Source organism: Hydrogenophaga sp. SL48, assembly GCF_021729865.1.
In the GTDB taxonomy this organism is placed as follows: Bacteria; Pseudomonadota; Gammaproteobacteria; order Burkholderiales; family Burkholderiaceae_C; genus Hydrogenophaga.
The window spans coordinates 3,182,292-3,200,590 of record NZ_CP063400.1; the positions used below are offsets into that span (position 1 = coordinate 3,182,292).

Consider the following 18,299-nt stretch of genomic DNA (forward strand, 5'->3'; position numbering starts at 1 on the left):
CGTTCGCTGCGCTCTCTCTGCTCAGACAGTGGCCGCGAGTCAGACAACGATGCGCGCACCTGCGCGCCCGGCCCCAGACGGGCGGCCACAGCCAACCCGGAAAATCGCCCCCACCGCACAGCGCCTGCCGCAGCAAGAAGCGTTGGGGTGGGCCACCGTTGGATTGCCAACACATTTCTGCCAAGGCGTGTGCGCTCAGGCCGCAGCGCGCCATGTGAGGCGCCGAGAAGCGCAGGGGTCGTGGCCGCGCGCGCAGCGCGCATCGTTGACTGACTCGTCGCCCCTGTCTGAGCGGAGAGAGCGCAGCGAACGCAGCGAGTTGGGCGACGGGCCACGGCCGCGAGCATCGCAGGGAAGTCGGCGCACAGCGCCGACCGCCTCACCCAAGCGCTGCGGCCTGAGCGCACACGCCTTGGCATCGCGAGGTGCAACGAGCAAGACCGGCAAGACGAAAAGGGCAACGAGAAAACAGAGGCAGGCCCCTCAAGGCACCACCGGCGGTTCAACATCAGGCACGAACACCAACAAGTCGCCAGGCTGGCACTGCAGGTACGCACAGATCTTCTCCAGCGTCTCGAAGCGCACCCCCTTGACCTTGCCCTGCTTGAGCAGGGACATGTTGGCCTCGGTGATGCCGACGAACTCGGCCAGGTCGCGCGACTTGACCTTGCGCCGCGCCAGCATCACGTCGAGCTGCACGACGATGGGCATCAGACGAAGCCCTCGTTTTCTTCGGCCATCGCTTGGCCCTGCCCGATCACCGCGGCCATGAGCCAGACCAGCCCGGCGAAAAACAGCGTGAACACGTGGTCGGAACCGATGCTGATCGCGAGGTGGCGCATGCCGGGCGGGTGGTGCAGGGTCAGCAGCACCGAGGTGACCGAACTGGCCAGCAGCGCGGCCAGCGCCGCCCAGGCCACCCAGCCCGCGAAGCGCCGCAACAGGTGGGTGGCCTGCGCGGTGAACACCTGACCCTGGGCAAACATCTCGAAGCAGCGCCGTGCCTGCCACACCCCCATGAGCAGCAGCGCCAGCGGCACCCCCATCACCGCGCCGGCGGCCAGCCGCTGCCAGGGTAGCAAGGGCCCCTGGACCGCGCCCGACGGCAGGCTGGCGTGGCCCGCCAGCACCGCATCGCTCGCCGTGGCCCAGTAGACCAGCAGCGCCAGCGGCAAGAGCAACAGGATCGCCCAGCAGGCCGCGACCATCCAGCGGCTGATGCGGCGCACGGATTGCAGCGAGGGAACGGCGGTGGGGCGGGGGTTCGTGGTCATGGCTTGGCTCCGTCAGACAGGCCTCGTGGGCCGTGGTTTGTGATTGTCATTTGACAATATTTTATTGTTTTATGATAATTTTTGTCAAATCAACCCAAGGTCTGCCATGTCACACACACCCTCCCCTTTGTCGTTCCTCACCCGCCGCAGCCTGGTGCTCGCGGCCGGCGCGGCCCTCGCCGGCTGCGGCGGCATTCCGCTGCGCTCGCTGCCGCGCCTGGCCCAGCTCTCGGGCCAGATGCTCGACGCCAACCCGGCGCATTTCATGGTGGCGCTGCAGGTGGACGCGCGCCTCACGCCGCCAGCCGGCGCCGTGCCCTACCTGCTGCTCAAGCTGACGCCCAAGGTGGCGGGCGCCTTCGAGCCGGTGGACAAGAAACTGCCGCTGGCCATGACCACCACCGGCGGCGCCACGCTCGGCCTCGACGCGCCCGGCCCGGGCCGCCGCTGGCTGGTCTACAGCCTGCCGCCGGCCACCCAGGCCGAGCTGCGGCGCATCCAGGCCACGGTGCGGCTGGCGCAGGCGCAACCGGGCTACCAGCACGGCGGCTCGCTGGCCATGGGCGTGGAGCAAAACGACCTCGCCGTGGCCGACCCGGCGCTGGCCCGCACCAAGTGGTCCACCTGGATGCAGATCCAACAGAGCGAAGGGTTCTTCGAGGTGTGGAACGGCACGCCCGAAGACATCCGAAGGCTGGCCGAGAAGTGACTCCCCCGCAGCGCTTCGCGCTACCCCAGGGGGCGGCACTGGCCGTCTGGCGGTGCCCTGGGTGGCTGGGCTGCACCGTTTCATTCGGTGTGCCTGCCACACGGAAACCCGCTTATTTGACCTGCTGCTTGTCCAGCTTGCGGGCCAGGGTGCGGCGGTGCATGCCCAGGCGCCGGGCGGTTTCCGAGATGTTGAAACCGGTCTCGGCCAGCACCTGGTGGATGCGCTCCCACTCCAGCGTCTTGATCGAGCTCGGGCGGTTGGTCAGCGCCACCTCGGTCGTGCCCTCGGCCCGCCCGAACGCGGCCTCGATGTCGTCGGTGTTGGAGGGTTTGGCCAGGTAGTGGCAGGCGCCGAGCTTGATCGCCTCCACGGCGGTGGCGATGCTGGCGAAACCGGTCAGCACCACGATCAGCATGCTGCTGTCGCGCGCGAGCAGGGTGCGCACGCAGGCCAGGCCCGACGCCTCGCCCTGCAACTTCAGGTCCACCACCGCCCGGGTCGGCGCGAAGCTGAGCAGCTGCTCCAGCAACTGTTCGTGGCTCGCGGCCACCCGCACCTCGTGGCCCCGGCGCTCGAAGGAGCGCGCCAGCGTGCGCGCAAAGGCCGCGTCGTCTTCGACGATCAGCAGACGCTCTCTGGGCGCGGTGTCTTCAGGTGCCATGGGGTTCGTCCTCGGGCAGGGTGATGGCCAGCAGCGGCAAGGTGATGCGCACCTGCGCACCGCCCTCTTCCAGGTTGCGCACCGCCACGGCGCCCCCCAGTGTGCGCGCGACGTTGAACACCAGGAACAGCCCCAGCCCGCCGCCGGGGTGCCCCTTGCTCGACTGGTAAGGCTTGCCGATCTGGGGCAGCAGGTGGGGCGCGAACCCCGGGCCCTGGTCCCAGACCGTCAGCGTCAGCAAACCGTTTTCACGGCGGGCCTCGAACCACACCGCGTCGGGCGAGGCCTCGTGAGCGTTGTCCAGCACGTTGCCGATCATCTGCTGGATCGCGGAGTCGGCCACCATGGGCAGGTCGCGCCCGAAAGCGTTGTGGTACTGCAGGTGGGCGCCGGGCCGCCGCTCGCGCCAGGCCTGCACCACGTGGTCGAGGAAGGCGCACACCGTGGTCTCGCTGGACGACTCCCCCCGCGCCTCGCCCGCCGAGAGCAGGATGCCGCTGACGATGGCTTTGCAGCGCGCCACCTGGGCCTGCATCTCGGCCACGTCGTCGGCCAGCTCGGGCTCGGAGCTGAAGTGCGGCAGGTGCTGCCAGTCGCCCAGGATGACGGCCAGCGTCGAGAGCGGTGTGCCCAGCTCGTGGGCCGCGCCCGAGGCCAACAGGCCCATGCGCACCACGTGCTCTTCCTCAGCCGCGCGCTGCCTCAGCAGGGCCAGCCGCGTGTCACGTTCGCGCAGGTTGCCTGCGATGCGGGTGATGAACACCACCAGCAACACGGCGTTGAGGACGAAGCAGATCAGCATGCCCTGGGTGTAGGGGCTGGCCAGGCCCCGGTCGTGGTCGAGCGGCAGGGGCAGCGGCAGGGCCAGCAGCGCCAGCCCGGCGAAGCACAACGTGGTCACGCCCACCATGATCCAGGTCGCCCAGACCGGCAGCAGCACCGCGCCGAGGATCACCTGCAGCAGAAACAGAAACACGAAGGGGTTGGTGGCGCCGCCGCTGAGGTAGAGCAAGGCGGTCAGCGCGCCCACGTCCACCAGCAGGGTGAGCAGCAGCTCGGTGCTGGTCACCGGCCGCTGGTTGCGACAGCGCAGCAGCGACAGCAGGTTGAACGCCGCCAGGCCCGCGAGCACCCAGTGCATGGGCCGCAGCGGGATGGGAATGCCCATGCCGTGGAAGGCGACCTCGACGGTCGCGATCTGGCCGAACAGGGCCAGCCAGCGCAGCTGGATCAGCTGCTGCAGGTTTTTCAGGCCGGCGGCGTGGTCGGGGCCGACGGTGCTGGGGTGGGACGGGGCGGCATTCACCATGGGGCTGGGGGCGCCCACCGGCAACATCAGGCGGGCCCCCGGGATTGTCCGTGAAGGCGTCGCCGGGCCGCGTCCCGCCGCACAAAGACCACGGCGGCCACCGTCATGGCGGCCAGGGCGAACCAGGTCAGCGCATAGACCAGGTGGTTGTTGGTGAAGCGCAGCACGGTGAGGCCACCGACCGGGCCCTGTGCGCCGGCGCAGGGCGCGTCCGCCCCGGCGTCCACGAAGAACGGCGCCACCCGTGACGGCGGCAGGCCCACGGCCGCGGCCAGGGCCGGCACGTCGCGCGAGTACCAGCGCCCGGCGGCCGGGTCGTTGCGGCGCAGGAAACCGCCGCCGGGTTCGGAGCGCCGCAGCAGCCCCGTCACGCTCACCGGCCCGTCGCAGTGGGCCGAGGCGCGGGTGGCACGCCACTGCGCCGTCGAGGGCACGAAGCCCCGGTTGACCAGCACCAGGCTGCCGTCGCGCTGCTGCAGCGGGGTGAGCACCCAGTGCCCGGCCCCGAGCTCGGTGCTGGCCTGCACCAGCTGTTCGCCGGCATGCAGGAACTCACCCTCCAGCCCCAGGCGGCGGTATTCAAACCCACCGGGGTCGGCCTGCACCGCCGGCCACTCGGCCACGGCGGGAGGCGGCACCGGCGCGGCGCGCAACCGGGCCTCGACGCGGGCGACCAGATCGTTCTTCCAGGCCAGGCGCTGGAGCTGCCAGCCCCCCAGCGCCATGAACACGCCGAACAGCAGCGCACCCGCCAGCCACAGCAGGCCGCCTCGCTGCGTCATGGGGTGCGGTGAGGTTCGGCCGGATTCGGGTGGGCCATGTGGCCGCCGTGCGAAGGCATCATGTTCTCGTTCATGTGGAACATGACCCAGAGCGTGCCGGCGATGGCGATGGCCACGAACACCACGGTGAAGATGGTGGAGACCAGCGTCCAGCCGCCCTCGACCTTGCCGTTCATGTGCAGGAAATACACCATGTGAACGAGGATCTGCGCGACGGCGAAACCACCGAGCACCAGCACGGCCGTGGGGCGGTGGCTGATCACGCCGTTCATGACCAGCCAGAAGGGGATTGCGGTGAGGATGATGGAGAGCACGAAGCCGATCAGGTAGCCCGAGAGCGTGCTGTGCGGGCCATCGTCATGGTCATGGTCGCTGTGGTGAATGGTGTTCTCGTGTGCGCTCATCACAGCACCCCCATCAGATAAACAAAGGTGAAGACGCCGATCCAGACCACGTCCAGAAAGTGCCAGAACATCGAGAGGCACATCAGGCGGCGCTTGTTCTCGCGGGTCAGGCCTCGCTGGGCGATCTGGATCATCAGCACCACCAGCCAGATCGAGCCGAAGGTCACGTGCAGGCCGTGCGTGCCCACCAGTGTGAAGAAGGCCGACATGGCGGCGCTGCTCTGCGGCGTGGCGCCCACGTGGATCAGGTGGGCGAACTCGTACAGCTCCACACCCAGGAAGCACAGGCCAAACACGCCGGTGACGGCCAGCCAGGCCAGCGTGCCGCCCTTCCTGCCCTGCTGTTTCTGCAGCATGGCGAAACCGAAGGTGATGGACGAGAGCAGCAGGAAGGCGGTGTTGATCGCCACCAGCTTGAGGTCGAACAGCTCGGCGCCGCTCGGGCCGCCCGCGTAGCTGCGGCCGAGCACGCCGTAGGTGGCGAACAGCGCGGCGAAGATGAGGCAGTCGCTCATCAGGTAGAGCCAGAAGCCCAGCGCGGTGCCGTTCTCGGGGTGCGGCTCGTGGTCGAGGTGGTAGGCGCGCGCGGCGCCGGGGGTGAGAGCGAGGTCAGACATGGCGGGCCAGCAGTTGGGTGCGTGCGTGTTCGGTGGCGGTCACTTCGTTCGCGGGGATGTGGAAGTCGCGCTGGTAGTTGAAGGTGTGCACGATGGCCCCGAGCACGATGGCCGCGAACGATGCGATGGCCAGCGGCCACATGTGCCAGATCAGCGCGAAGCCCCAGACCAGCGACAGCACCGAGAGCACCACACCGGCGCCGGTGTTCAGCGGCATGTGGATGGCCTTGAAGCCGCCGAGCGGGCGCTGGTAGCCGTGTTTCTTCATGTCCCACCAGGCGTCCACGCCGTGCACCACGGGCGTGAAGGCGAAGTTGTAGGGCGGCGGCGGCGACGAGGTCGCCCACTCCAGCGTGCGGCCGTCCCAGGGGTCGCCGCTGTGGTCACGCAGCTGCTCGCGCCGCAGGTAGCTGACCACCAGCTGGACCAGGAAGCTGCCAATGCCCAGGGCCACCAGGCCGGCGCCCACGGCGGCGATCACGAACCAGATCTGCAGCGAGGGGTCTTCGAAGTGGTTGGCGCGGCGCGTGATGCCCATCAGGCCCAGCACGTACAGCGGCGTGAACGCGACCCAGAAGCCCACCAGCCAGAACCAGAACGAGCACTTGCCCCAGAACTCGTCGAGCTTGTAGCCGAAGGCCTTGGGGTACCAGTAGTTGATGCCGGCCATGAGGCCGAACAGCACGCCGCCGATGATGACGTTGTGGAAGTGGGCGATCAGGAACAGGCTGTTGTGCAGCACGAAGTCGGCCGGTGGCACGGCCAGCAGCACGCCCGTCATGCCGCCGATGGCGAAGGTCACCATGAAGCCCACCGTCCACAGCATGGGCACGGTGAAGCGGATGCGGCCGCGGTACATGGTGAACAGCCAGTTGAAGATCTTGGCCCCGGTCGGGATCGAAATGATCATCGTGGTGATGCCGAAGAAGCTGTTCACGCTCGCGCCCGAGCCCATGGTGAAGAAGTGGTGCAGCCACACCAGGTACGAGAGGATGGTGATGCAGACCGTGGCGTAGACCATCGACGTGTAGCCGAACAGGCGCTTGCCGCTGAAGGTGGCGACCACCTCGGAGAAGATGCCGAAGGCCGGCAGGATCAGGATGTAGACCTCGGGGTGGCCCCAGATCCAGATCAGGTTCACGTAGAGCATGGGGTTGCCGCCCAGCTCGTTGGTGAAGAAGTTGGTGCCGACGTAGCGGTCCAGGCTCATCAGCACCAGCGCGGCCGTGAGCACGGGGAACGAGGCCACGATCAGCGCGTTGGTGCACAGCGAGGTCCAGACGAACACCGGCATCTTCATCAGGCCCATGCCGGGCGCGCGCATCTTGACGATGGTGACGAGCAGGTTGATGCCCGAGAGCGTGGTGCCCACCCCCGCGATCTGCAGCGCCCAGATGTAGTAGTCCAGCCCCACCCCCGGGTTCTGGTTGCCCAGGTTGGACAGCGCGAGCCAGCCCGAGGTGGAGAACTCGCCCAGGAACAGCGACACCATCACCAGCACGGCGCCGGCGGTGGTCATCCAGAAGCTGAAGTTGTTGAGGAAGGGAAAGGCCACGTCGCGCGCGCCGATCTGCAGCGGCACGAGGTAGTTCATCAACCCGGTGACCAGCGGCATGGCCACGAAGAAGATCATGATCACGCCGTGGGCGGTGAAGACCTGGTCGTAGTGGTGCGGCGGCAGGTAGCCCAGGTTGTCGCCGAAGGCCATGGCCTGCTGCAGCCGCATCATGAGCGCGTCGGAGAAGCCGCGCAGCAGCATGACGATGCCCAGCACCATGTACATGATGCCGATCTTCTTGTGGTCGATGCTGCAGAACCAGTCGCGCCAGAGCGGGCCCCACAGGCGGTAGCGGGTCAGCAGGGCGAACACGCCCAGGCCGCCCAGCGCCACGGCCACGAAGGTCCACAGCAGGATGGGCTCGTGCGTCATCGGGATCGAGTCCCAGGTCAGGCGCCCGAGCAGCCAGTGGTTGGTCACAGGAGTTGAATCAGCAGACATTGGGGGTACAGGTGGTGGTCGGGTCGCAAGGGCCCATGGATCGGGCGGCGTTCAGCGGCGGGCGGTGAGGTCAAGCGAGGCGTCGGCGACGGTGCAGATGTCCTGCCGGGCGGCCAGCTCCAGCGCCCGCCCGCTGACGTGGGCACGCTGGCGCGCGGCGTCCTGCGCCATGACCTCGTGCATGCAGGCCTTGCCTTCTTCAACGCAGAGGTTCACCACGCGGTCGAACAGACCGTCCTCCACCGACGAAAAGCGCTCGACGGGGTGGCGCTCGCTGGGCCGGGCCAGCGCCAGGTACGACGCGCGGTTCAGCGCTGGGCCTTCGGCCTTGGCCCTGGCCACCCACTGGGCGAAGTCCTGCTCGCTCAGGCCGTGGAACTTGAAGGTCATGCCCGAAAAGCCCGAGCCGCTGTAGTGCGACGACATGCCCCGGTACACGCCGGGCTTGTTGATGACGGCGTTCAGCTCGGTCTGCATGCCGGGCATGGTGTAGATCATGCCGGCCAGGTCGGGCACGTAGAACGCGTTCATGGTGGAGCTGGAGCTCAGCTTGAAGTGGATCGGGTGGTCCACCGGTGCGGCCAGTTCGTTGACGGTGGCGATGCCCAGCTCGGGCATCACGAACAGCCACTTCCAGTCCAGCGACACCACCTCCACCACCAGCGGTTTCACGTTGGCGGGCAGGGCCTTGCCGGCCGAGATGCGGTCCAGCGGGCGGTAGGGGTCGAGCTTGTGGGTGCTGATCCAGGTGATCGCGCCGAGCGCGATCACGATCATCAGCGGCGCGGCCCAGATCACCAGCTCCAGCTTGGTCGAGTGGTGCCAGTCGGGCGCGTAGTCGGTCTCGGCGTGCGGGCTGCCCTGGCGGTAGCGCCAGGCAAACAGCAGGGTCACGCCGATCACCGGCACGATGATCAGCAGCATCAGGACCGTGGCCACGATCACCAGGTTGCCCTGCTGGGCCGCCACGTCGCCGGCGGGGTTGAGCACGACCAGCTTGCTGCAGCCCGCCAGGAAACCGGCGAGCGTCAGCAAAGTGGCAAAACGAAAGAAGGTGGGGGTGCGCATGCGGGCCTGAACAAGGTCTCGACAAACCGCCTCGGGTAAACCCCAGTGGCGGGACAGGCGGGAATTTAGCGGTGTTCGGCCGAAACATCGATAGGACGTTTTGTCCTATGTCAAAGCGCCAAAGTCAAAGTCACGATAGGCGTTCTCAAGATATATTGCCCTGCACAGGCCGCCACCCCGAGAGACACCATGCCCAGCCACACCCTTGATCCCGCCGGTTCCGCCGCATTCCCCCCGCCCGTGCCCCCCACGCCCGCCGCCCACGAACGGGCCAGCCCCGGCGACATCGCCGTGGGGGTGGTGATCGGACGGACCTCGGAATACTTCGACTTCTTCGTCTACGGCATCGCCTCGGTGCTGGTCTTTCCGGCGGTGTTTTTCCCGCACCTGAGCCGGCTCGACGGCACCCTCTTCGCCTTTGCCATCTTCGCGCTGGCCTTCGTCACCCGCCCCATCGGCACGGTGCTGTCGATGGCGGTGCAGCGCCGCTGGGGCCGCGCCACCAAGCTGACGATCGCCCTGTTCCTGCTGGGCACCTGCACGGCGGGCATCGCTTTCCTGCCCGGCCACGCCAGCCTGGGCGGTGTCGCCATCGCGTTGCTGGCCGTGTTGCGCCTGGGCCAGGGCCTGGCGCTGGGTGGCTCGTGGGACGGCCTGCCCTCGCTGCTGGCGCTGAACGCGCCCGAAAGCCGCCGGGGCTGGTACGCCATGCTGGGCCAGCTGGGCGCGCCGGTGGGTTTCATCCTCGCCAGCTCGCTGTTTGCCTACCTGTACAGCAGCCTGTCGCAGGCGGACTTTTTGTCCTGGGGCTGGCGCTACCCGTTCTTCGTGGCGTTCGCGATCAACGTGGTGGCGCTGTTCGCGCGCCTGCAGCTGGTGAGCGCCCATGAGCAGGACGGCCTGCTCGACCGGCAGGAGTTCGAACCGGTGTCCACCGCCGAGTTGCTGGGTTCGCAGGGCCACAACGTGTTCATCGGCGCCTTCGCCGCGCTGGCCAGCTACGCCCTGTTCCACATCGTCACGGTGTTCCCGCTGTCGTGGATCCACCTCTACGCGCAGCAGTCCATCACCGGGTTCCTGGGCATCCAGATCGTTGGCGCCTTCCTGTGCGCCGGTGCCATCGTGGCCTCGGGCTGGCTGGCCGACCGTTACGGCCGCCGCCAGACGCTGGGCAGCCTGGCCGTGCTGATCGGCGTGTTCAGCGGTTTCGCCCCCACGCTGCTCAACGGCGGCGAAGTGGGCCAGGACCTGTTCATCCTGATCGGCTTCGTGCTGCTGGGCCTGTCCTACGGCCAGGCCTCGGGCACGGTCACGGCCAACTTCGCACCCCGCTTCCGCTACACCGGCGCGGCGCTCACCTCGGACCTGGCCTGGCTGTTCGGCGCCGCCTTCGCGCCGCTGGTGGCACTGGGCCTGTCGGCCCACTTCGGTCTGGGTTTCGTCAGCCTCTACCTGCTCTCGGGCGCGGCCTGCACGCTGGGCGCGCTGCGCCTGAACCGCTCGCTCGAATCCCGCGGCTGAACCGCAGCGGCCCGGGCGGGCCGCTGTCGGTCACAGCACCATGCCGGGGTTGCCCTGCATGCCCACCAGCTTGGGTGTGTTGATCTTGCGCGGCGCGATGGTCTTGTGGTTCTTGAAGTAGGCCTCCATCACGTCCCAGATCGGCTCGCCCTTGGCGCCCTCGGCCACCGGCGCCCAGCCGGCCACCTTGTAGGTCTTGCCCGCTTCGATGGCCTTGCCTTTGAGCGTCATGTTGCTGATGCGCTTGCCCGAGCCGGCGTTCGGGTCGCAGGTGTAGGCCAGGCCGCCCACGCGCACCATGTCGCCGCCCTGCTGGTAGTAGGGGTCGGGGTTGAACAGGTTGTCGCAGACGTCTTCGAGCACGGTCTTGATGGTCTCGCCGCTCATCTCGGTCAGCGTGCTGGTCGGGTAGGTGATGGCCACCTGGTCCATCATGAGTTCGCGCGTGATGCTCTGGCCCGGCAGGATGGTCGTGCCCCAGCGGAAGCCCGGCGAGAAGGCCATGTCGGCGCCCTTCACCTCCATCAGCGCGTCGACGATGAGCTGGTCCCACGAACCATTGAAGTTGCCACGGCGGTAGAGCAAGCCTTCTGAAACGGCGAGCTTCTCGTCCAGCTTGGCCTTGTAGGGCGCGCGCACCTTGTCGAGGTAGGCCTGCATCTCGGCGTCGGCGGGCAGCAGATTGGCGAACACGGGCAGCAGCTTGTAGCGGAAGTCCTGCACCTTGCCGCCGCGCACGTCGAAGTCGAGCACACCGAGGAACTTGCTGTTGGAGCCGGCGTTGGTCACCAGGGTCTGGCCCTTGGCGTTCTTCACCACGATGGGCGCGGGCATGCCGTCGTGCGTGTGGCCACCGAGGATGGCGTCGATGCCGGTCACGCGCGAGGCCATCTTGATGTCCACGTCCATGCCGTTGTGCGAGAGCACGACGACGGCCTGCGCGCCCTTGCCGCGCGCCTCGTCCACCATCTTCTGCATGTTCTCGTCCTGGATACCGAAGGTCCAGTTCGGCACCATGTAGCCCGGGTTGGCGATGGGCGTGTAGGGAAAGGCCTGGCCGATCACCGCCACGGGCACGCCGTTCATTTCCTTGATGACGTAGGGCTTGAACACGGGGTCGCCGAAGTCGTTGGTCTTGACGTTCTGCGCCAGGAAGTCGAGCTTCCCGCCAAAGTCCTTCTCGATGATTTCCTGCACCCGCTTCTCGCCCAGGGTGAATTCCCAGTGCGGGCACATGGCGTTCACGCCCAGCAGCTTGCAGGCGTCGACCATGTCCTGGCCGTTGGTCCACAGCGCGGTGGCGCTGCCCTGCCAGGTGTCGCCACCGTCGAGCAGCAGGGCGTTGGGGCGGCTGGCCTTGAGCAGCTTGACCAGCGTGGCGAGGTGGGCGAAGCCGCCGACCTTGCCATAGGTCTTGGCGGCCTTCTCGAAGTTGAGGTAGGTGAAGGCGTGCGCTTCGGGTGTGCCGGGGCGGATGTTGAAGTGCTTGAGCAGCTGCTCGCCCACGATGTGCGGCGGGCGGCCCACGGCCTCTGCCACACCAAGGTTCACATTGGGCTCGCGGAAGTGGATGGGCATCAGCTGCGCATGGCAGTCGGTGAAGTGCAGGAAGCTGACGTTGCCGAACTTGGGCAGGTCGTACATCTTCAGGGCCGCACCCGGCTGGCCGGCGAGCACGTCCTGGTGGTTCAGGGCCATGCCGCCCGCGCTGGCGACGGCAAGCACCTGCATGAATTCACGGCGGCTGAAGCTCATAAACATTCCTTTTCAATTGATCGCTGATATTTGCGGCAAATTTTTTTGCCGGAGGGCCTGCGCGGGTGTGGACACCCGCGCAGGCCACGCACTTACTGATTGACTGGTGACTTGGGGTCCAGCAACAGCGCCATCACGTGCTGGATCTGCTGCTCGGTCAGGATGCCCTTGTGCCCGGCGCGAGGCATCTGCGAACAGGCGTTGTAGGCGCGCGAGTTCCAGAGCTTGCCCCAGGTGTACTCCACGACGGGCTTGGCCGCGGCGCTGGCCGGGTCGGTCACGCCGCGCAGCTTGCCGTAGTTGTAGAGGCTGGGGCCGAGGTTGCCGAAGGAGATTTCCTTCTTGTCCATCTGGTGGCAGTTGTAGCAATTGCCGCCATTCGCATCACCGGCCTTGTCGGTCCAGGTCAGGCCGCGACCGCTCTGGGCGATCTTCTCGCCCTCTTTCCAGTCGCCGAGGAACTTGCCGTCGCTGGGCATCTTCACGGTCTTGAGCTCGGCCGCTTCGATGGCCTTGGCGGTCTTCTCGTCCAGTGGCTTGCCGGCCACGTCGGCGGCGCTGCACAGGCGGTTGGCTTCGTCCTGCTTGAGGTACGCCAGCGTGGCGATGCCGTTGGGCTGGAACGAGGCGGCCACCACGTCGGCGTGCGCCTTGTCGGGGTCGACCCCACCGATGCCGGTGGTGCACGCACTCAGGGCGATGGCGGCCAGGGGAAACAGGGCAAAAGCGAAGGTTTTTTTCATGGGGTTTCTCCTGCGGATCAGCGCTTGATGGCCGGCACGACAGACTCGGCGCCCTTGGCGTTGACGCCCATGTACACCTGCAGTGCGATGGTGGCGTCGCTGCCGAACTTGGGCTCGGGGAAGCGCTGCTGGCGGTAGCAGTCGTTCAGGCGCTTCTGCATGGTCCACATCTGCGAGTTCGACACGCGGTAGGCCGGCCAGGCCGCCACGCCCACGCCGTCGCCCGGGTTCTTGGTCAGGTTGGGCAGCTCCTGCAGGCGGATGCGGCCACCGTCGACGCCGTGGCAGGACGAGCAGGCGAAGTCGTGCGGGCCACCGCGCTGGAAGAACAGGCGTTTGCCCACGTCGTACATGGTCTTTTCCTGCTCGGTGCTGTGGGGCAGGTTGAAGCGCAGTCCCTTGGACGTGGCGGAGACATAGGTGGTCAGGGCCACGAGGTTCGCGCCCTCCCCTTTGCCGATCGAGGGGGCGGCCTTGTAGAGCTCGGCTTCATTGAACCCCTGCAGCGTCACCATGCAGTGGATGAGGCGCGTTTCCAGGTCCATCACCTTGCCGGTGTCCTTGAAGAAGCGGGGCAGCTCGACAAAGGCGCCTTTGACCACACCCGGGCCCTTGCCCAGATCACACTGCTCCATCGAGGCGCTCTTGGGGCCACGCTTCTGCTTCCAGAGTTCTTCGCCCTTCATGTCGAACAGGTCGGCCGGGTTGCCGTCCTGCAGCATCTCGCGGTACTTGTTGATGCCGTCGATGGCGGCGTTGCCTTGCGCCGACACGGCGCCCGCTGCCAGCCCCAGCGTGACGGCCGCGAGCGTGCGGCGGTAAACCTCGTTCTGTTTCATCTGGAAGTCTCCTTGTTGTGCAGTGAAAAAATCAAAACGGCCAGCGACTTGCGTGGCTGGCCGTCCAACGCCAACGAGGCCTGGTCAGGCGATGGCGGCTTCGTCGGTGCGGGAATCGCCCTTGCTGTCGGTCCACTTCACGACGATCTTGTCGCCCTTGGCGCCGCCCTTGAACTTGAAGGACAGAAAGGGATTCTGCGACACGGAGCCGCTGAAGATGGCCTTGAGCACGGTTTTGCCGTTGCTGGTGGCCTCGACGTCGCGGATGAAGTGGGCGGGGATGAGGGCGCCGGCCGCGTCTTTGCGGGTACCGGGTTCCATGACGTGCGACATGAGCACACGGACGGTGGTTTCGTCGCCAGCGAGGGCGGCACGGATGCGCATCGGATCAGCCATGAGGGACTCCTGTCAATTCAAAAAAGATGTGGGATGGAACGGTGGGGTATGGGCGATCAGCCGCCGCAACCACCCAGCGTCACTTTGGTTTCCTTGGACGCCGAGAACAGCTTGCCGTCAGCCTTGACCACGGCCACCACGTTGGTGCTCTGGCCCATCTTCAGGCGGGTCTGCACGTCGGCGGCGGTGCCGGCGGGGATGAAGAAGGCGCACGACAGCGGGGTCGGGTTCTTCTCGACGATCAGGTACATCTCGGTGGTGTTGGCGAGCTTGCTGGTGGCGCCCACGGGCACCACGGCGCCGTTCTCGGCGATGTCGGGGGAGACCACCGACACCTGGTCACTGGTGGCGGGGGTGCCACCGATGGCCTTCAAGGCGTCTTCCAGGGTCTTGACCTGGAAACTGGCGTTGTCCACGGCGGCCTGGGCCTGGCTCTGGGTCACGAGACCCAGGGCGATCAGCGAGGCAAATGCGCCGGTGGACTGGAGGGCTTGGCGACGGGTCTGGTTCATGTCGAACTCCTGAAAAAAAGTGGGAAAAGTTTACTTGTCGGGCGCGCCGGCCAGCACCCATTCGGCCAGCAGCTTGAGCTCGTCGTCTTTCAGGGCGGCCTGGGGAGGCATCGGCACCGCACCGTACAGGCCCGAACCACCGGACTTGATGCGGGCGGCGACCTTGGCCACGGCATCGGCCTGGCCCTTGTGTTTGGCCGCCACCTCCTGGTAGGCGGGACCCACGATTTTCTTGTCGACCGCGTGGCAAGCCAGGCAGGCGCTCTTGGCGGCCAGGGCTTTGGCCGCAGCGGGGTCCGCAGCGAAGCCGCTCCCGCTGGCCAGCCAGCCCATGCCGACCAGTACAAGGTGTTTGAGGTTCATCTTCACAGCGTAAGGTCTCCTTGGATGACGAGAAATGGGGTTTACGAGCAAATGCGCATATTCCTGAAATCAAATATGTCGCTCACGGGGCGCCGGCGGCAATCCACTGGGCGATGGCCTTGGCGTCCGCATCGCTCAGCTGAGCCTGGGGTGGCATGGGCACCGAGCCCCACACACCCGTTCCGCCGGCCTTGATCTTGCCGGTCAGGTAAGCCTCCTGATCGGCCCGGCCCTTGTGCTTGGCGGCGATCTCGTTGAAGCCGGGGCCCACGATCTTGTTCTTGACGCCATGGCAGGCGGTGCAGGCGTTGGACGCGAGCAGCGCCTTGACCGCCGCGTCACCGGACGGCGCCGCCGCCACGACCACCGCTTTGGGTGCCGGGCCGGAGCCCACCGGCCCCTTGGGTTCGGGCTTGGTGGTGTCGGCGCCGCGCACCGGGCCGACCACGCGGTTCTGCTCGGCGATGTTGCCGTGGGCGTCGCGGGCAAAGGCGGGCAACGAAGAATGCACGACCGGGTCGATGGCGCAATTTTTCATGCAGGCCACGTTCTTCACGTCGCCCTTGCCGTTGACCTTCCACATCGGCTCGTAGAACGCCATGCCGTTGCGGTTGGGCATGCGCTTCTGCACCTCGGCGATGTTCTTGTCGCTGAGCGTGAAGTCGCCCGGGACGATCTCGGCGAGGTTCAGCAGGTAGGCGGTCACGCCATAGACCTCGTCGGTCTTCAGCGTCTTGGGCGCGTTCCAGGGCATGGCGCGGTTGATGTAGTCCCAGACGGTCGAGAGCGTGGCCACCTTCATGAAGGTGGTCTTCTGCGGCACGATGCTCTTGCCCTCTTCCAGCCCCTTCACACGACCGGTCTTGATGTCGTCCTTGGTGGTGCCGCCGATGATGGGGGTGAACACCTCGTTCGACTCGCCGAAGGTGCCATGGCAGGACGCGCACTTGCCCTCCCACACCGTCTCGCCCAGCGAGACACTGCCGGCGCCGGCGGGCAAGCCCTTGAAGTCGGGACGCACATCGATGTCCCAGGCCTTCACCTCGGCCGGCGTCGCGTCGCGACCCATGCTGGACCAAGGTTTGTCCTGTGCGAACGATGAAACAGAAACACTGCCGAGAACAGCAAGGGCAAGCGCAGCGATGCCCTGTGAGCCCAGAAAGCCGTCGAACCGGCTTTGCCGGGCGACAGGCTTTGCCCCCTTGAGGGGGGGAGTGAACGACCGGAGGGAGTGAATGACGGGGGTGTTCATTTAGAAAACCTGAACGTTGGAGACTTCACCGTTTTCCGACACCAGCCAGCTCTGGATCGCGTTCTGGTGGTACACGGAGCGCGTGCCGCGCACCGCACGAAGCTGGTTGATCTTGGGTTGCACATAGCCGGTGCTGTCGATGGCGCGGCTTTGCAGGATGGCGGGCTTGCCGTCCCACACCCAGTCGATGTTGAAGCGGGTGAACGCCTTGGGCAGCACCGGCCCTTCCAGGCGCGCGGTGCGCCAGTTGCGGCCACCGTCCACGCTCACGTCCACCCGCTTGATCGCGCCGCGGCCCGACCACGCCAGGCCGGTCACGTTGTAGTAGCCCTTGTCGAGCAGCGTCTGGCTGCCCGAGGGCGTGGTGATCACGCTCTTGCATTCCTGGATGCCGGTGTACTGGCGGTGCGTGCCGTCGGGCATGTGGTCGATGTAGTGCACCGCCTCGTCCTTGGTGGCGTACTTCTGGTCGCCCACCTCGATGCGGCGCAGGTACTTGACCCAGCTCACGCCCTGCACACCCGGCACCACCAGGCGCAGCGGGTAGCCGTTTTCGGGGCGCAGCATTTCGCCGTTCATGGCCCAGGCGACGATGCAGTCGTCCATGGCGCGGTCCATGTCGATGGTGCGCGTCATGGACGAACCGTCGGCACCTTCGGCCAGCACGAACTTGCCGTTCTTCTTGTCCACACCGCACATCTCGAGCAGCGTGGAGAGCAGCACGCCGGTGAACTCGGAGCACGAGGTCATGCCGTGGGTGTATTGCACCGAGGGCACGGCCACGTTGCCCCACTCGGTGGCGGTGTTGGCGCCGCACTCGATGAAGTGGATGCGCGAGACGCTGGGCAGGCGCATCAGGTCGTCCATGGTGAACACGCGCTGGCGCTTCACGAGGCCGTTGACCATCAGACGGTGCTTGCTCGGGTCGATGTCCCACCAGCCCTGGTGGTGGCGCTCGAAGTGCAGGCCGCTGGGCGTGATGATGCCGAACAGGCCCTGCAGCGGCGTGAAGCTCACCGAGGCCTGGTTCACCCGCGTGAGACCCGGGCTCTGGCGGCGCTGCAGGTTGGCCTCCCATTTGCTCGGCTTGCCGTAGCCGTCGGTCACCACCGACTGGCCCAGGCCCGTGCTGTGCTCGGGCAGCTTCAGGATGGCTTCTTCGCCCTCGGCCGCCATGGCGCGGGTGGCTGCGGCGGTCGAAGCCGCCACGCCGGCGCCCATGGCCAGGGCGTTGCCCATGAAGCGGCGTCGGGCCTTGCGGGCCGCTTCCAGCTTCTCGGGACTCAGAAAATTCTCGGGCGCCGGCAAGACGCGACCGATCACGTCACTCAGGTCTTTAGACACGTGCGGGTTCTTTCTGTGAGGCGGAGCAGGTTTGAAGGCCGTGGGCGCGCAGAAGGGGCTGGCGTGCAGGTCCACTCGGCACGCTGGATGGGCGCGCCGCACACTCGAACACCGCTTGCATCTGGTCCACCGGGTCGTCTCCTGCCGCTGTTGATTTCAGTCAAACAACTATATCAGTGTTTGCCTATATAAACATTGGTACAAACCCCGAGCCACATCCCTTCCGGCCCGTCCGGTGCGCCGGCCACCCGTCCCTGCGGTCTCGGGCCTGTCGCCCGGGGGTGGCGGAGGCGCTAGGGTTTTCACCCTTTTGCATGCCAAAACCGGACACTACGATAAGAATCAGCATATGCGAAATCACTGATTTTTCAGCCATTTCTGCTGCAGTTACAGTTTGCCGAGCACGTTTCATCAACCCCCATCCCGGAGAGAAGAATGATCAGAACAGCGAAATGGCTGGCTGTGGGCACGCTGTGCACCGCGGCCCTCGCGGCACAGGCCCAGGTCAACCAGGTGCGCGTCTGGGCCGCCGCCTGCGCCAACTGCCACGGCACCGAGGGCCGCGCGCAACCGGGCAACGAGTCCCTGGCCGGCAAGGACAAGGACGAGCTGATCCAGAAGCTGATGGACTTCAAGACCGGCCGCAAGCCCGCCACCCTGATGCACCAGCTCTCCAAGGGTTACACCGACGAGCAGCTCGCGCAGATCGCCGCCTACTTCGCCGCCCAGAAAAAATAAGGAGCCCACC

General features: G+C 66.7%; 20 protein-coding genes. 3 read left to right on the plus strand and 17 right to left on the minus strand.

The window, feature by feature from the left end:
- Window positions 1-483: 483 nt before the first annotated feature.
- Together IM738_RS15090 and IM738_RS15095 are read right to left on the minus strand one after the other, a co-directional pair.
- Window positions 484-711, minus strand: coding sequence for a helix-turn-helix domain-containing protein (locus IM738_RS15090; RefSeq protein ID WP_236961747.1), 228 nt, complete (start codon window positions 709-711; stop codon window positions 484-486).
- Window positions 711-1,274: a DUF2975 domain-containing protein gene (locus IM738_RS15095; protein WP_236961748.1), complete on the minus strand. Its 564-nt coding sequence runs from the start codon at window positions 1,272-1,274 to the stop codon at window positions 711-713. The genes IM738_RS15090 and IM738_RS15095 overlap by 1 nt, the downstream gene beginning before the upstream one ends.
- A gap of 106 nt (window positions 1,275-1,380) precedes the next feature.
- On the opposite strand from IM738_RS15095, the gene IM738_RS15100 reads away from it, so the two are divergent.
- A complete protein-coding gene (locus IM738_RS15100; RefSeq protein WP_236961749.1) occupies window positions 1,381-1,983 on the plus strand; it encodes a hypothetical protein in 603 nt (200 codons plus the stop codon).
- A gap of 112 nt (window positions 1,984-2,095) precedes the next feature.
- Here the strand turns inward: IM738_RS15100 and IM738_RS15105 are convergent, their stop codons facing one another.
- The 7 genes from IM738_RS15105 to cyoA are packed head-to-tail and all read right to left on the minus strand — an operon-like array spanning window position 2,096 to window position 8,826.
- Window positions 2,096-2,647 (minus strand): response regulator transcription factor, encoded by a 552-nt coding sequence (locus IM738_RS15105; RefSeq protein ID WP_236961750.1) that lies wholly within the window; start codon window positions 2,645-2,647, stop codon window positions 2,096-2,098.
- Window positions 2,637-3,956: an ATP-binding protein gene (locus IM738_RS15110; protein WP_236961751.1), complete on the minus strand. Its 1,320-nt coding sequence runs from the start codon at window positions 3,954-3,956 to the stop codon at window positions 2,637-2,639. Before IM738_RS15110 ends, IM738_RS15105 begins: the two co-directional genes overlap by 11 nt.
- 26 nt (window positions 3,957-3,982) lie before the next feature.
- Window positions 3,983-4,738, minus strand: coding sequence for an SURF1 family protein (locus IM738_RS15115; RefSeq protein WP_236961752.1), 756 nt, complete (start codon window positions 4,736-4,738; stop codon window positions 3,983-3,985).
- Window positions 4,735-5,142 carry a cytochrome o ubiquinol oxidase subunit IV gene (cyoD, locus tag IM738_RS15120; protein WP_236961753.1) on the minus strand — a complete coding sequence of 136 codons (408 nt, stop codon included), beginning with the start codon at window positions 5,140-5,142 and terminating at the stop codon, window positions 4,735-4,737. Before cyoD ends, IM738_RS15115 begins: the two co-directional genes overlap by 4 nt.
- Window positions 5,142-5,759, minus strand: coding sequence for a cytochrome o ubiquinol oxidase subunit III (gene cyoC / locus IM738_RS15125; RefSeq protein ID WP_236961754.1), 618 nt, complete (start codon window positions 5,757-5,759; stop codon window positions 5,142-5,144). Before cyoC ends, cyoD begins: the two co-directional genes overlap by 1 nt.
- Entirely contained in the window at window positions 5,752-7,758 is a 2,007-nt protein-coding gene (cyoB, locus tag IM738_RS15130; RefSeq protein ID WP_236961755.1) for a cytochrome o ubiquinol oxidase subunit I, read from the minus strand. Before cyoB ends, cyoC begins: the two co-directional genes overlap by 8 nt.
- Window positions 7,759-7,809: 51 nt before the next feature.
- Window positions 7,810-8,826: a ubiquinol oxidase subunit II gene (gene cyoA, locus IM738_RS15135; protein ID WP_236961757.1), complete on the minus strand. Its 1,017-nt coding sequence runs from the start codon at window positions 8,824-8,826 to the stop codon at window positions 7,810-7,812.
- A 189-nt stretch (window positions 8,827-9,015) separates the two neighbouring features.
- On the opposite strand from cyoA, the gene IM738_RS15140 reads away from it, so the two are divergent.
- Window positions 9,016-10,347 carry an MFS transporter gene (locus IM738_RS15140; protein WP_236961759.1) on the plus strand — a complete coding sequence of 444 codons (1,332 nt, stop codon included), beginning with the start codon at window positions 9,016-9,018 and terminating at the stop codon, window positions 10,345-10,347.
- Window positions 10,348-10,377: 30 nt separating this feature from the next.
- On the opposite strand, the gene soxB is transcribed toward IM738_RS15140, so the two are convergent.
- The 8 genes from soxB to soxC all read right to left on the minus strand — a co-directional run bounded on the left by soxB (window position 10,378) and on the right by soxC (window position 17,551).
- A complete protein-coding gene (gene soxB, locus IM738_RS15145) occupies window positions 10,378-12,102 on the minus strand; it encodes a thiosulfohydrolase SoxB (protein ID WP_236961761.1) in 1,725 nt (574 codons plus the stop codon).
- Window positions 12,103-12,194: 92 nt separating this feature from the next.
- Complete coding sequence (gene soxX, locus IM738_RS15150) at window positions 12,195-12,845, minus strand: sulfur oxidation c-type cytochrome SoxX (RefSeq protein WP_236961763.1); 651 nt, start codon at window positions 12,843-12,845, stop codon at window positions 12,195-12,197.
- A 17-nt stretch (window positions 12,846-12,862) separates the two neighbouring features.
- A complete protein-coding gene (gene soxA, locus IM738_RS15155; RefSeq protein ID WP_236961764.1) occupies window positions 12,863-13,684 on the minus strand; it encodes a sulfur oxidation c-type cytochrome SoxA in 822 nt (273 codons plus the stop codon).
- An 84-nt stretch (window positions 13,685-13,768) separates the two neighbouring features.
- Window positions 13,769-14,080 (minus strand): thiosulfate oxidation carrier complex protein SoxZ, encoded by a 312-nt coding sequence (gene soxZ / locus IM738_RS15160; RefSeq protein WP_236961765.1) that lies wholly within the window; start codon window positions 14,078-14,080, stop codon window positions 13,769-13,771.
- A gap of 56 nt (window positions 14,081-14,136) precedes the next feature.
- On the minus strand, window positions 14,137-14,592 hold the full coding sequence (gene soxY / locus IM738_RS15165; protein ID WP_236961766.1) for a thiosulfate oxidation carrier protein SoxY: 456 nt from the start codon (window positions 14,590-14,592) through the stop codon (window positions 14,137-14,139).
- A gap of 30 nt (window positions 14,593-14,622) precedes the next feature.
- Window positions 14,623-14,955, minus strand: coding sequence for a c-type cytochrome (locus tag IM738_RS15170; RefSeq protein WP_236961768.1), 333 nt, complete (start codon window positions 14,953-14,955; stop codon window positions 14,623-14,625).
- 82 nt (window positions 14,956-15,037) lie between these two features.
- Window positions 15,038-16,024 carry a c-type cytochrome gene (locus IM738_RS15175; protein ID WP_236961770.1) on the minus strand — a complete coding sequence of 329 codons (987 nt, stop codon included), beginning with the start codon at window positions 16,022-16,024 and terminating at the stop codon, window positions 15,038-15,040.
- Window positions 16,025-16,207: 183 nt separating this feature from the next.
- Window positions 16,208-17,551: a sulfite dehydrogenase gene (soxC, locus tag IM738_RS15180; RefSeq protein ID WP_236961771.1), complete on the minus strand. Its 1,344-nt coding sequence runs from the start codon at window positions 17,549-17,551 to the stop codon at window positions 16,208-16,210.
- A gap of 435 nt (window positions 17,552-17,986) precedes the next feature.
- On the opposite strand from soxC, the gene IM738_RS15185 reads away from it, so the two are divergent.
- A complete protein-coding gene (locus IM738_RS15185; protein ID WP_236961773.1) occupies window positions 17,987-18,289 on the plus strand; it encodes a c-type cytochrome in 303 nt (100 codons plus the stop codon).
- Window positions 18,290-18,299 lie beyond the last annotated feature (10 nt).